Annotated in this window: 15 protein-coding genes; 12 read left to right on the forward strand and 3 right to left on the reverse strand. The window is 40.8% G+C overall.

What is annotated here, in order from left to right; genetic code table 11:
• Window positions 1-8: 8 nt before the first annotated feature.
• Window positions 9-1202: an SMP-30/gluconolactonase/LRE family protein gene (locus HX021_RS11210; protein WP_286590406.1), complete on the reverse strand. Its 1194-nt coding sequence runs from the start codon at window positions 1200-1202 to the stop codon at window positions 9-11.
• A 180-nt stretch (window positions 1203-1382) separates the two neighbouring features.
• On the opposite strand from HX021_RS11210, the gene HX021_RS11215 reads away from it, so the two are divergent.
• The 12 genes from HX021_RS11215 (at window position 1383) to HX021_RS11270 (ending at window position 11373) form a co-directional block, all read left to right on the forward strand.
• On the forward strand, window positions 1383-2033 hold the full coding sequence (locus HX021_RS11215; protein WP_286590408.1) for an epoxyqueuosine reductase QueH: 651 nt from the start codon (window positions 1383-1385) through the stop codon (window positions 2031-2033).
• Between the two features lie 102 nt (window positions 2034-2135).
• Window positions 2136-2672 (forward strand): YceD family protein, encoded by a 537-nt coding sequence (locus tag HX021_RS11220; protein ID WP_286590409.1) that lies wholly within the window; start codon window positions 2136-2138, stop codon window positions 2670-2672.
• A gap of 15 nt (window positions 2673-2687) precedes the next feature.
• On the forward strand, window positions 2688-2879 hold the full coding sequence (rpmF, locus tag HX021_RS11225) for a 50S ribosomal protein L32 (RefSeq protein WP_081818039.1): 192 nt from the start codon (window positions 2688-2690) through the stop codon (window positions 2877-2879).
• A 106-nt stretch (window positions 2880-2985) separates the two neighbouring features.
• Window positions 2986-3924: a phosphate acyltransferase PlsX gene (gene plsX / locus HX021_RS11230; RefSeq protein WP_286590410.1), complete on the forward strand. Its 939-nt coding sequence runs from the start codon at window positions 2986-2988 to the stop codon at window positions 3922-3924.
• Window positions 3925-3931: 7 nt separating this feature from the next.
• The gene (locus HX021_RS11235) at window positions 3932-4921 is read left to right on the forward strand and encodes a beta-ketoacyl-ACP synthase III (protein WP_286590411.1); all 990 of its coding nucleotides are present in this window, start codon (window positions 3932-3934) and stop codon (window positions 4919-4921) included.
• 77 nt (window positions 4922-4998) lie between these two features.
• Window positions 4999-5481: an acetyl-CoA carboxylase biotin carboxyl carrier protein gene (accB, locus tag HX021_RS11240; protein ID WP_286590412.1), complete on the forward strand. Its 483-nt coding sequence runs from the start codon at window positions 4999-5001 to the stop codon at window positions 5479-5481.
• Between the two features lie 71 nt (window positions 5482-5552).
• The gene (accC, locus tag HX021_RS11245; RefSeq protein WP_286590413.1) at window positions 5553-6908 is read left to right on the forward strand and encodes an acetyl-CoA carboxylase biotin carboxylase subunit; all 1356 of its coding nucleotides are present in this window, start codon (window positions 5553-5555) and stop codon (window positions 6906-6908) included.
• A gap of 76 nt (window positions 6909-6984) precedes the next feature.
• Window positions 6985-7845 (forward strand): twin-arginine translocase subunit TatC, encoded by an 861-nt coding sequence (gene tatC, locus HX021_RS11250; RefSeq protein ID WP_286590414.1) that lies wholly within the window; start codon window positions 6985-6987, stop codon window positions 7843-7845.
• 13 nt (window positions 7846-7858) lie between these two features.
• Complete coding sequence (gene rpiB, locus HX021_RS11255; RefSeq protein WP_286590415.1) at window positions 7859-8305, forward strand: ribose 5-phosphate isomerase B; 447 nt, start codon at window positions 7859-7861, stop codon at window positions 8303-8305.
• A 134-nt stretch (window positions 8306-8439) separates the two neighbouring features.
• A complete protein-coding gene (locus HX021_RS11260; RefSeq protein WP_286590416.1) occupies window positions 8440-10014 on the forward strand; it encodes a M28 family peptidase in 1575 nt (524 codons plus the stop codon).
• Window positions 10015-10142: 128 nt separating this feature from the next.
• Window positions 10143-11078 (forward strand): DnaJ C-terminal domain-containing protein, encoded by a 936-nt coding sequence (locus HX021_RS11265; protein WP_286590417.1) that lies wholly within the window; start codon window positions 10143-10145, stop codon window positions 11076-11078.
• A 4-nt stretch (window positions 11079-11082) separates the two neighbouring features.
• Window positions 11083-11373 carry a chaperone modulator CbpM gene (locus HX021_RS11270; RefSeq protein WP_286590418.1) on the forward strand — a complete coding sequence of 97 codons (291 nt, stop codon included), beginning with the start codon at window positions 11083-11085 and terminating at the stop codon, window positions 11371-11373.
• Window positions 11374-11410: 37 nt separating this feature from the next.
• On the opposite strand, the gene HX021_RS11275 is transcribed toward HX021_RS11270, so the two are convergent.
• On the reverse strand, window positions 11411-12307 hold the full coding sequence (locus HX021_RS11275) for a hypothetical protein (protein WP_286590419.1): 897 nt from the start codon (window positions 12305-12307) through the stop codon (window positions 11411-11413).
• A gap of 3 nt (window positions 12308-12310) precedes the next feature.
• Complete coding sequence (locus HX021_RS11280) at window positions 12311-14359, reverse strand: energy transducer TonB (protein WP_286590420.1); 2049 nt, start codon at window positions 14357-14359, stop codon at window positions 12311-12313.
• Between the last annotated feature and the right edge of the window lie 26 nt (window positions 14360-14385).

Consider the following 14385-nt stretch of genomic DNA (forward strand, 5'->3'; position numbering starts at 1 on the left):
CTATATTCTTAAAAATTATTGGCAGACCGGGCATCCAAAAAGATATAATTTGGAGTCAGGTTACCAAATGTAGGCGCTATATCCGGGCTTACATTTCCTTCAGCGTTTAATGGGAAACGCGATATTTTGCGGGTATTTCTATCCGAGACATAAAAAAACTTTCCTTCTTCGTTACGATCATCGATGGCGACACTCTGAGGCTGCACCAGCCCTGTCTGCAATCCACCGACCACTCTGTCTGCAGTGATATCCCTCTCTGCAGTACCATCAGGCTTAAATAAATTATCAGGATCATTAAAAAACAGCACCTCACCTGCACTCGGATTACTTGCAGTACCACTATAAGCAGTCACAGCAAATAATTTACGTTGTGGCGCGTAGGATATCGCCCCTAAATTCGATTTTCCTTTGACATATAATTTCATCGCAGGCTGGAATCTATTTGCTGCGACTATCGTATCTCGCGGTCTTTCGATCAATTCCTGCATCAGCCCCTTGTAGATTGCAAAACCCGGTTTCTGTTCACTTCCTTCCTGGTTAAACCCGATCACCAGCAGTTTATCGTTATCACTTGTACCATTGATCAGGGTCATGGAAGTTGGACGGATATTACCCAAATTAATCTGCTTATCCACAATCTTGGCTCCTCCCCTTGATCCGACCTTTCCACTTGGTGAACTAATGGCATACAAGGTGGAGTTGGTACCATTATTCGTCGCAGCAAGAATAAATTCGGTATTCGCTGCCGTCCCACCAGTGCCTGTACTCTGCGAATAAATATAATAGGCCAATCCCCTCACATTGCTAAAGCCACGATAACCAATGTTGCCTGCCGTACCTGGAATACCATACGCATCACTTTGAAAAGGAATCATCCGGATAAAGGTATCCTGAAGTGCATTATCACCTGCACTGCCCTGAAAAATAGCCTTGATCCGTGGATCAAAGATAATTGGCCCTCCACCTTTCGCCGGTGAAAGGTATTGATAGATATTACTCATATCATTCGTATCTGCAGGGTCAACGATCATCAGGTTCTTGATGCTTGATTCACCGGAACCATCATATTCCAAAAAAGAAACGTATAGTCTGGAAATCAGTGTTGCTTCTCTTGCTGGCTCATCATCGAGTTTTTTACAGGATGCAAAACCCAGCAAACTGATAAAGAAAAGAACAACATAGGATTGAAATGAAAATTTCATATAATTTTTTAATTATAAATAGCTTATTGCACTAAACATACAAATCTACTAATATATGCAGAATATCAATGAATTTAAATCATACTTTTGGCGGCAAACCATACTATCCAGAACGGAAATATTTGTCATTTCGCTACTTTTTGATTAAAATTGCCTTTGTTTTTGACATCACATACGATTATGGAAAATAAGGAATTTGTACGGGAGAAGCTGACATTACCAGGAGAAGGCAAAAAATTGCTTTTACATTCCTGTTGTGCCCCTTGTTCCGGTGAGGTGATGGAAGCACTGATTGCATCAGATATCGATTTTACGATTTATTTCTACAACCCAAACATTCACCCACGCAAAGAATATGATCTCCGCAAGGATGAAAATATACGGTTTGCGGAGAAGCATAATATTCCATTTATTGATGCGGATTACGATGTGGACCATTGGTTTGAGCTCGCCAAAGGCATGGAACAGGAACCTGAGCGCGGCATCCGTTGTACCATGTGCTTCGATATGCGCTTTGAAAAAACAGCAGAGTATGCCGCTGCACATGGCTTTGATGTAATTTCGAGCTCATTGGGCATATCGCGTTGGAAAAACATGGAGCAGATCAACGACTGCGGTCTTCGAGCAGCTTCCCGTCACGAGGGTATGGAATACTGGACCTTCAACTGGCGCAAAAAGGGTGGCTCAGCCCGTATGTTGGAAGTTTCCAAAAAAGAGAAATTCTATATGCAGGAATACTGTGGTTGTGCTTATTCACTACGTGACACCAATAAATGGCGTATGGCAAATGGCCGTGAAAAGATAGAGTTAGGTAAAAATTATTATGAATAAGTCGTGCTCTTGGTATATGTAAGGCATTCAATCGGAATATTTAAAAAAATATTTCGATCCTAATGAATTTATACATACCTTTGCAGGCTCAAATGCAAGATTGTGAAACATCTAAAACAATACAGAATTCCCTTTTCGGGACTCAACGCTGGAAAGCACAATTTTGAGTTTGACATTAATAAAAAGTTCTTTGACTGCTACGAACATTCGATTGTAAAAGATGGCAACCTGAAAGCAGAAGTCGAATTGCAAAAACAAGAAAATCTGTTGATTTTGCATTTTGATATCCAAGGTGAAATTCAATTAACCTGTGATACTTGCTTGAAAGAATTTATGTCACCGATTTCAATTCAAGAACGGATATTGGTTAAATTCACCGATGAAGATTGGACTGACAACACCGAAGAAGTGTTGATCCTGTCTAAAAGTGATCATGAATTGGATATTGCTGAGCTGTTGTACGAATACATCAACTTAGCGGTTCCCTATATCGTCAAATGTGAGGAACAGGGAAAAGGCATACAATGCGATCCTGAAATGCTGGCTTTGTTTACGAATGAGCCTGGTTCAGAAGAGCAAAATGAAGAAGAAATTATCGACCCACGTTGGGAAGCATTGAGAAATATTAAAAATAACTAAAAACAAAAATACGAGATGGCACATCCAAAACGTAAAACTTCTAAATCAAGAAGAGACAAAAGAAGAACACATTATAAAGCTGAAAGACCGAGCTTGACAGTATGTAAAGAAACTGGTGCAGTGCATTTACCTCACCGTGCATATACTGTAGACGGCAATTTGTACTACAACGGTAAATTGATCATTGAAAATACAGCTGTTGTCTAAGGTAAACCTTTCATAACACCGAAACATCCCAAACAAGCAATATTTTAGAAATTTGCTTCATTTTGGGATGTTTTTTGCGTATTATTGATTTACTAAATAATAACGGATGAAGATTGGTTTAGATATTTTAGGAGGAGATTATGCTCCTAAAGCGACGATAACAGGTGCTATTGAAGCACAAAAACAGCTTACTGGAGACCAAAAGATAGTCCTTTTTGGTAAAACTGAAGAGACTAAACAATTAATCGATCAAGCCGGAGGAAATTCATCTGACTTCGAATATGTGGAAGCTCCAGAAGTCATTGCAATGGGTGAACATCCAACCAAAGCAATCACTCAAAAACCCAACTCAAGTATTGCAAAGGGATTTGAATATTTAAAAAACAAAGAGATCGACTCATTCGCGTCTGCTGGCAACACCGGTGCTATGCTCGTGGGATCGATGTTCAGCGTTAAAGCAATTCCAGGTGTCTTGCGTCCTGCGATAGCATCAATCGTTCCAAAATTGAAATCAGGATTTGGAATCTTATTGGATGTCGGCGCAAATGCAGACTGCAAACCTGAGATGCTGAATCAATTTGCAATATTGGGCAGCCTTTTTGCCGAACACGTTTTCAATGTACCTTCCCCTAAAGTAGGGCTATTGAACATTGGAGAAGAAGAAGAAAAAGGAAACATCCTAACAACCTCTACCTACCCCCTACTTAAAGCCAACGACAAGATTAACTTTATCGGAAATGCCGAAGGCCGTGACTTGTTCACCGACCATGCTGACGTTTACGTCTGTGATGGTTTCACGGGCAACGTCGTACTGAAACTCGCAGAATCATTCTATGTTGTAACCCTCAAAAAAGGCTTCAAAGATGATTTCTTCGATCGTTTCAACTACGAGCAATATGGTGGTAGTCCAATCTTGGGAGTGAATGCTCCTGTCATTATTGGCCATGGTATTTCAACACCGGAAGCCATTAAAAATATGGTTTTATTTTCAAGAGATATGATCGAGTCGAAATTCATTGACAGTATCAGATCTATTTTCAATTAGAATATTTATGTCAAAGATTCACGCTGCAATTACGGCTGTAAATGGTTACGTTCCAGATTACATCCTTACCAATAAAGAATTGGAAACAATGGTCGATACCAACGACGAATGGATTGTATCACGAACAGGGATCAAAGAAAGACGCATCTTAAAAGGGGAAGGCTTAGCTACTTCAGATCTTGCAGTTCCCGCTGTTCAGGGATTATTGAAAAAGAGAGGCATTGAGGCGACAGATATCGATTTAATTATCTTTTGTACCAGTACGCCAGACATGTTGTTTCCTGCTACAGCAAATATTTTGGCGGACAAGATCGGTGCGACAAATGCTTGGGGATTTGATCTTCAAGCCGCTTGCTCAGGTTTTTTATTTGGCCTCAATACCGGAACACAATTTATCAAGGCCGGTACACACAAAAAAGTACTGGTGATTGGAGCAGATAAGATGTCTTCAGTCATCAATTATCAGGACCGCAACACCTGTATCCTTTTTGGTGATGGCTGTGGTTGTGTTTTACTGGAACCGAACGAAGAAGGATTGGGCATACAAGATGCCATCTTAAAAACCGATGGTTCAGGTGGACAGTACCTTAACATCAAGGGGGGTGGGTCGTTAAACCCTGCAACACATGCTACCGTAGATGCAGGATTGCATTATGCTTATCAAGAAGGACGTACCGTTTTCAAATTTGCGGTTACCAATATGGCAGATGTTGCCCATGAAGTGATGGTGAAAAACAACCTGAAATCTGAAGATATCGCTTGGTTAGTTCCACATCAGGCCAACAAACGCATTATTGACGCTACCGCAGAACGAGTAGGCCTCCCAGAAGAAAAAGTCATGGTAAACATCCAAAAATATGGCAATACCACCAGTGGTACAATCCCCCTATGTCTATGGGAATGGGAATCTCAATTGAAAAAAGGAGATAACCTCATCCTTGCAGCGTTTGGTGGTGGTTTCACTTGGGGATCCATCTATTTAAAATGGGCGTATTAATTACACCATTTTATGGTATAATTTATTACTTTTGACAGTTAGAATTTTTTTTAGAAACAAACAAAACCTAGAATACTATGGGTATGGATATCAAACAAATTCAAGACTTGATTAAATTCGTTTCAAAATCAGGTGTGAATGAAGTCTCAATTGAAGAGCAAGATTTTAAAATTACAATAAAAACAAATCAAGAGCCAACGTATGTTACAGCTACAGTTCCAACTGTTGCACCCGTTGCCGCTCCTCCAGTAGCACAAGCAGCTGCACCAGCACCTGTAGCTACTCCAGCTGCGCCTGCTGCAGCAAACAACGATGCTAACCTGATCACAATCAAATCGCCTATGATCGGTACTTTCTACCGTTCTGCTGGCCCTGGTAAGCCATCTTTTATCAATGTTGGTGATGACATCAATACAGGATCAGTACTATGTATTGTTGAAGCAATGAAATTATTCAACGAAATTGAATCTGAAGTTTCTGGTAAAATCGTTAAGATTTTGGTGGATGATGCTCAACCTGTTGAGTTCGATCAACCATTATTCTTGGTTGAGCCTAAGTAATTTACAATAACGTAAATGAATACCATGTAGCTGTAAAAGCTACATTTTAGCAAACTTCATAATTCAAGACAATGTTTAAAAAAATATTAATTGCAAACAGAGGAGAAATTGCCTTGCGCATCATTCGTACTTGCCGTGAGATGGGCATCAAAAGTGTCGCAGTATATTCAACTGCTGACAGAGATAGCTTACACGTAAGGTTTGCCGATGAAGCAGTTTGTATTGGTCCGCCACCGAGTAAAGATTCTTACTTAAACATTCCAAATATTATTGCGGCGGCTGAATTGACTAATGCAGATGCAATTCACCCTGGATATGGCTTCTTATCTGAAAATGCTCGCTTCTCAGCGATCTGTGCTGAATATGGCATCAAATTTATTGGTGCAACAGCAGCACAAATCGAGAAAATGGGCGACAAATCGCAAGCTAAAGATACCATGAAACAGGCTGGTGTGCCTACAGTCCCAGGATCTGATGGTCTAATCTCCACTGTCAAGGAAGGTATCACCTTAGCCAAAGAAATCGGTTATCCGGTCATCATTAAAGCTACTGCCGGAGGCGGTGGCCGTGGTATGCGGATTATCTGGAAAGACGAAGAGTTCGAACCTGCTTGGGACTCGGCTCGTGTGGAAGCTGCAGCAGCTTTCGGTAATGATGGTATCTACCTCGAAAAATATGTGGAAGAACCTCGTCACATCGAATTTCAGATTGTCGGTGACCAATTCGGCACCGTATGCCATCTTTCAGAACGCGACTGTTCTATCCAACGCCGCCATCAGAAATTGATCGAAGAATCTCCATCTCCATTCATGACGCCTGAATTAAGAGCTGCCATGGGTGAAGCTGCTGTAAAAGGTGCTAAAGCCGTAAACTATGAAGGAGCTGGTACAATCGAATTCTTAGTCGATAAACATCGTAACTTCTATTTTATGGAGATGAATACACGTATTCAGGTAGAGCATCCTGTTACAGAAGAAGTTATTAATTTTGACCTGATTAAAGAACAAATTAAAGTTGCCGCAGGGATTCCGATTTCCGGGAAAAATTATGAACCGGAAATGCATGCGATTGAATGCCGCATCAATGCAGAAGATCCATTCAATAATTTCCGTCCTTCTCCGGGAAAAATCACCTATTTCCATTCTCCAGGTGGGCATGGAGTACGTGTTGATACCCACGTATATGCTGGATATACCATTCCGCCTAACTATGACTCCATGATTGCTAAATTGATCTGTGTGGCACAGACACGTGAAGAAGCGATCTCTACCATGGAGCGTGCTTTGAGCGAATTCGTGATTGAAGGAATCAAAACAACCATTCCTTTGCATTTGAGATTGATGCGTGACCCTAACTTTAGAGCCGGCAATTTCACAACAAAGTTTATGGAAACTTTTGACCTAACTGAATATCCTGTAGAAGATTAAATAAAATTATCTTTACATACATAAAAAATACCATTCTTTACAATAAGAATGGTATTTTTGTTTCCAAACAATTTTTATGAGTACACCTAATTCGAAAGATCTTATACAAGCTATTAAAAATAAAGGAAAGAATATCGAAGCGGAAATGTCTTTCTTCGATCACTTAGAGGTCTTGAGATGGCATTTGGTCCGTTCTGCCATCGCTATCTGTATCTTTGCTGGTATCGCTTTCACATTCTATGATTTCGTATTCAATGATATCATCATGGGACCTAAAAATTTAGATTTTTGGACCTACCGTATGATGTGCAAAGCAGCAGATGCCTTCAATCTGGCCGATTTCTGCGTTAAGAAGATTCCTTTCAATATCATTAATACCGAATTGGCAGGGCAGTTTATGCTCCAGATCAACTCCTGTTTATTGATGGCCTTGATGATGGGATTCCCCTATCTGCTATTCGAAATTTGGTTATTTGTAAAACCCGCTTTGACCGATGTGGAAAGACGTTCTGCCCGTGGATTCGTTTTTTATGCAACAGTATTGTTTCTTTTAGGGGCACTTTTTGGATATTTTATTGTTGTACCGCTATCCATCAACTTCCTAGCCAATGTATCCTTGAGTGATGAAATTGTCAATCAGATTACCATAGACAATTATCTATCGACTATCGCTACCTTGACCCTAGGCTGTGGAATTGTTTTTTTACTTCCTATTTTGGTTTTCATTCTTTCCAAAATAGGTATCATGACACCAGAATTTATGCGTGCAAGCCGTCGTTATGCAACAGTCATTATTTTGGTGATCGCAGCGGTCATTACCCCTTCGGCGGATGTTATCACGATGCTGACTGTGGCCGCACCGATGTTCTTGCTCTATGAAGTAAGTATCATGGTCTCGGCAGATGTCAAAAGAAAAAAATTAGCACAAGAAAATTAAAATAACAATAGAAATGAGCAGTGTAAAGAAAATTGCGATTGGAAGTGACCATGCCGGTTTTGAGTACAAAACAGCTTTGGTTAGCTTTTTGAATGAATTGGGATATGAAGTGACAGACTTTGGAACAAATTCTCCAGATTCAGTAGATTACCCAGATTTTGCACATCCTGTCGCATCCGCAGTTGAAAATAAAACGGCTGATGCTGGCGTTTTGATCTGTGGTAGTGCCAATGGTGTTGCGATCACCGCCAACAAGCATCAGAATATTCGTGCAGCAATCTGCTGGCTGGAAGAAATCGCTGCCCTGGCACGTCAGCACAACGATGCAAACGTCGTATGTATTCCTGCGCGTTTCATCGATCTCGATTTAGCCAAGAAAATAGTTTCAAGTTTTATGAATACAGAGTTCGAGGGCGGACGTCATGCTAATCGGGTCAATAAAATAGCTTGCAGCTGTTAATAAATTAACATATTTTAAGAAGCGGATGAAAAAGCAAATATACTTTTCATCCGCTTTTTTAGTTATATTGTATAAATGATGTGCTACATATGATAGGGCGATCTCAATACCCCATATTAAATACTCAATATTAAATGAAAAAAATATATAACCTGATTTGGATTGCGTTCTCATTGATGAGCTGCGCAAAGGCACAGGATGCAAGTAGTAAATATGCGAATGAAATTACGGTAGAAACTACCCAAAAGCACATACGCACCTTAGCTTCTGTCGATTTCGAAGGAAGGGGGACAGGACAGAAAGGAGGCCGTCTGGCTGCAGATTATATCGCAAATGAATTCAAAAAATATGGCCTCACAGCCCCCGTTAACGGCTCGTATTTTCAACCCCTGAAGTTGATACACAATAGTTTTAAAGTCAAGGAGTTCAGTATCAATGACCGGCCATTTCTGAACGGGAAGGATATCTTTGTCATTGGCAACAATGAAAACAAGTTCTTTGAAAGCAATGAGATTGTTTTCATTGGTTACGGTATCGATGATCCGAAATATTCAGATATCCAGGGGCTCGAATTAACCAACAAAGTTGTGCTGCTGCTAAACGAAGGGGAACCTACAGACGACAAGGGAAATTCCTGGCTTACCGGAAAAGAAACACAATCTGATTGGTCCACCAGCAGAAATAAGAAAATCAAAGAAATTCTCAAGAAAAAACCAAAAATGGTGCTGGCCGTCAACAGTCAGCTAGCCAAGTTATTGGAAGAAGCGGGAGACCGGGCCACCGAAGGCCGTTACAACTTAGCCATGGACCAGCCTGCCCCAGAAAAGTCCCCCATGATTCCGGTGGTCAATATCACCGATCATGCGGCAAACTATATTTTGAATCTGGCGCGAACAAATTTAGCTGCTGTTGTCGGAAAGATCAATCGCTCCGGACAGGCAAATTCGTTTACTATTCCAACCAATTTTAAAGCTGAGTTTGGCACCAATGCCGCCCCTCTTTCCGACCCAAATATTCTTGGATACCTTGAGGGAACAGATAAAAAGGATGAAGTAATTGTCATTGGGGGCCATTACGACCATGATGGAAAAGACTCCAAAGGAAATATCTTTTTCGGTGCAGATGACAATGCTTCGGGCACAACAGCGGTTCTCGAGCTAGCCCGTATTTTTTCCAATGCCAAAGCCGCAGGCATGGGCCCCAGACGCAGCATATTATTTATAACCTATGCCGCAGAGGAAAAAGGCCTGCTGGGGTCCAAATTTTACACCGAAAACCCAATCTTTCCTTTGGCAAATACCGTTGCCTGTATCAACATCGATATGATCGGCCGTGTCGACGATAAACATTTAAAAGGAAATCACGATTATATCCATGCAATCGGATCCGACAAATTGAGCTCCGAACTGTATCAGATCAACAAAGATGAAAATGAAAAACATACAAAATTAGAAATAGATTATATGTACGATAATCCGAAAGACCCCATGCGTCTTTATTACCGTTCAGACCATTATAACTTTGCAAAAAAAGGAATACCATCTATTTTTTATTTTTCGGGTCTGCATCCCGACTATCATACCCCGGCAGACACCTTCGAAAAAATTGATTTCCCCCTGATGGTCAAACGAGAAAAACTGGTTTTCTTTACCGTATGGGAAATCGCCAATCGCGATAATCGTTTGGTCATTGACAGCAACAAGGAATAACAAGATCAATTGTTATCCATTTAAAAAGTCCAAGGTATTCAAGCCTTGGACTTTTTATTTTTAGGGTCAAAATTCAGAACAAAGCCTTTAAAAATTTGTTATATTTATTATAAGACAGCAAAATACATATGGCATTTGTAGACTATTATAACGTGCTCGGCATCGATAAAACCGCCTCTGCTGATGATATCAAAAAAGCATATCGAAAACTAGCCCGTAAATATCATCCTGACGTCAATCCGAATGACAATGAGGCCAAACAACGATTTCAGGAGATCAACGAGGCAAATGAGGTATTATCCGATCCCGAAAAACGGAAGAAATATGACCAATATGGTGAACATTGGGAGCATGGAGAGGAATATGAAAAAGCACAGCAGCAGTATCGACAGTCACAATCTGCTGGTGGTAATCCCTTTGGAAGTGGAGGAAATCCCTTTAGCGGCGGCAGTGGCTCGTATGAATACACGGGAAACTTCGATGATGGGCAATTTTCTGATTTTTTTGAACAGATGTTTGGCAGTAGACGTGGTGGTGGCCGACAAAGCACGTTCCGGGGCCAAGATTTCAATGCAGAACTTAGCCTTAGCTTACAACAAGCCTATACAACGCATCAGCAAACATTTAACATCAATGGGAAAAGTATCCGCATCACCATCCATGCCGGTGTAGAGGATGGCCAGAAGATTAAATTAAAAGGTTATGGTAGTGAGGGGATCAATGGTGGTCCCAAAGGTGATCTATACATTACAATAAATATTACACCCGATAACCGTTTTAAACGTCAAGGGAATGACCTGTACACCAACCTTGATATAGACCTTTATACCGCAGTATTGGGCGGAGAAGCAATGTTGGATACCTTTGGAGGCAAAGTCAAATTAAAGATACAGCCCGAAAGCCAAAATGGTGCAAAAATGCGACTTAAGGGTAAAGGCTTTCCAATCTACCGAAAAGAAGGGCAGTTTGGGGATCTATACGTCAGCTTAAACATCAAAATGCCAACTAACTTATCTGCGGAGGAAAAAGCGCTGTTTCAACAGTTGAAGGATTTAAAACAATAACCATATGGAAACGACACTTATCAAAGTCATCGACTTCTGCCAGTCCAGAAAAGTTGAAACAACCTTTCTACAGACCATGCAGGAATATGGACTCATTCATATCGTCATTGAACAAGAAGAACAATATATCGATGAGGATGAGCTCAAAAAATTGGAACGTTTTTCAAACTTATACTATGAATTGGAGGTCAATCCGCAAGGAATTCAAGTGGCAAGCCACCTATTGGATAAAGTGGAACAGCTGCAGCATGAAATTCTACAGCTGAAAAATAAACTAAAAGCCCTAGACTATTAAGTCAGGGCTTTTAGTATAGTAACGGTTATCCCTATTGTTAAAAAACAATATCCTCTTCCGTGTTTACTTTCGTCTGCCAGACGATTTTATCCTGCAGTGTGGTATAAAGAATCTCATAATTACCTTTACAGGCCACAAAAGATCCATAAAAATCGTTTGGTTGCATCAACCGATACACCACCAGGGTCCGCTTGCCATTCACATTTCCATAAGCCTTCATTAACATATACCCCGTCCTGTTGATCTTATCTTCCGGGATCTTATAATCCAAATGCGAACGGCTGCCATCATCCGGGCATAATATCTCCGTACGGGTGGGGTTAAATTTATAGCTGTCACGATACATGGACACATTGGATAGCACAATATCCTTGGCCCAGTCCAAATCATTAAAATTGGCGGGTAACAGAAAAATCAGGCTGACCATCTTTTCATGCCAAAGCCGGTCATCAAACGGCAGTACAAAATGCAGTACTTTCTGCCCCTTAAATTCATCGATCCGATAAAAATACCGTCCTTCTGGATGCTCTTCCCGCTGAAAAGATGTCAGGTCCAATAAATGGTTTCTCTGTCCTTTTACATTCGGGTAATTATTGATCACCGCTAGCATATCATAGCCGTACCTTCCTTTTAAATGGCCTGTGAAAAGTACCTTATAAGCAGTATCCGAATAGTGCAGATACTTCAGTATCTTGCCAAATTTGGCATCAACCTTACTGACATTGATGGGCCGCCGGCCAGCGGACCAGTTTCCATCCAACAAAATATCATCACCCAAAAATACAGAAAGCTCTTTATCAATATTGACGAAATACTCATCTCCTTTAATAGCGTAACCATTGGTGGCCATCTGATAGGATTTACAGGACGAAAATAAAAGAATGGCCGATAACAAAACTAGGAGCCATGTCCACTGTCTACGATTTTCCGTCATAAGTTAAGATTTGACCTGCTGATATTTCATCCCCTTCCAATTAATTACATAGTAAGATTTGCCTCCATTATTCTGTGAACGGTCTTCTAAAGCAATAGTGAGTTCATATATTCCACCAACTTTCTTCCCATCCAATATTCCTGGACGCCATTTCCCTTTCTGCTCGATCAATCCAATTAACTTCTTCCCATCCCCTGCTTGGGGTTCATCTAGGATTTTAAATTCATGAGGCTGGCCTTCCTTGTCCAAATGAAAGCGAATAGTCACATTGCCATTACTCCCTAATTTTGGAGGGTCAAAGTTCGAGACAATGTAACTCTGATACGCACGCATCCCACCAATAGGCGCTGGTGTCACATCTACCCGTGTATAATTCTTCTCATAACCACCACCTGCTTTAAATTTGAAAAAAAAGGCAGCCCGTGATTCCACCGGATCGCCATTCTCCAAAGCTGGATTCCATATGGATTGAGACAACAATTGGCTCGCCCGGTCCTGAAATTCCTTGCCAAGATCCGACCGTACAATTAAAGACTTTATCGTACCATCGGAATTGATAATGAAATAACTTTCAATTACAGGGTCGACATCGTCACTGGATATTTTCCGAGGCATTTTAAAATTTTGGGCAAACCAAGCTCGTAGTCCCTCAGAACCAAGCTTGGGTGTGGCCATTGCTTTAGGTGCTGTCTCCTTATTTCTCCCTTCCTGACGCGCGGTTAATCTGATCGGTAGCGTATAGGCCACACGTACTTTTTTACCATTTTGTACGCCCGGATTCCATTTACTTGCACCTCGCATTAATTTCAATGCTGCCTCCCCTGTACCGTACCCCAGATCTCTCTTCACTTTAAAATCCGCCAAACTTCCATCCTTTTCCACAACAAAGGAAATTTCAATAATTCCATTTGCATCATTTTCCAAAGCCGCTAATGGATATTCATAATTGGTCGATACCCAGCTCATAAACTTCCTCATTCCGCCCACAGGTTCAGGAACTATTTCCACCTTTGTAAAAACGGTATTCGGACCTGGATTTATGGTATCTCGCACGATCAACTTCCCGGTCGCTTCATTGACCATCGTATTCTCTACCGCCTCAAATTGGAGAAGCTGCTCTGGTCCCAATGTAGATTCAAGTACATGATCATCATTCTTTCGGGCTTCAAAACTTCCTGCATCTCCTTTTGAACCTGAGATCTCCACCTGATTAATTGAACTTTCCACCTCAGAAACGATACCCTTAGCCCGGCTTGTATTAAATACCAATGTTGAACCCGCTACCACCAACAACATGGGCAAAATGGATACGTACAGCAATTTATGTCGACCCGTCGATTTATTCTTAAATAACATCATGATTCTTTTCTTTAAAAATGAATGATTAGAAAACTCATGCGTCAGTGGCAGGTTATCCACCTGCAATGCATGAGCGACCAACATTTCAGCATAAGCTACTTTATCTGTTGAACAGATATCATCCGCGATGCATTCATGCTGAAATTTTAACTCCTTTTGAAAGAAATATAAAATCGGATTAAACCAGTTGAAAATTTTCAACAGTTCCATCAAAAGCAAATCATAAGTGTGGCCCTGCTCGACATGAACACGCTCATGTGATTCTATACTGCCCCTGTCTATAATAGATCCGCCAATGATGATTTTATTGAAAAATGAGAAACTTAGATAATCATGCTCATGACCTAATGCCCGCAGCAGTTGTATCAGCCGAAATAACAGTAAAACACATGTTATCGCAACGCCCGTCCAATATACATAGGTCAAGATATCCACCAAGTAAACGGTCTGTTCCTTCGGGTTGCTGATGGCAATGCTCAAATATCCACTCAAGTCAACCATTGGTATCGAATTGCCTATGATTTCTGTTTTTGGCAATTCAATAAAAATGCCAACCGGGGCCAAAACCGAAAAAATCATCATCCCGATCAGATAGAACCGGTTCCATTGAAAAAAAGTAAGTTTTCGAAAAATGAGCGTATACAGCACAAAGCTGATAATCAATGAAATATTGACAATCAATAAGTAAATCATAATCAAAAGTTTATAAGAGGTCGTTG

Origin of the sequence: Sphingobacterium sp. N143, assembly GCF_030325625.1 — a bacterium.
In the GTDB taxonomy this organism is placed as follows: Bacteria; Bacteroidota; Bacteroidia; order Sphingobacteriales; family Sphingobacteriaceae; genus Sphingobacterium.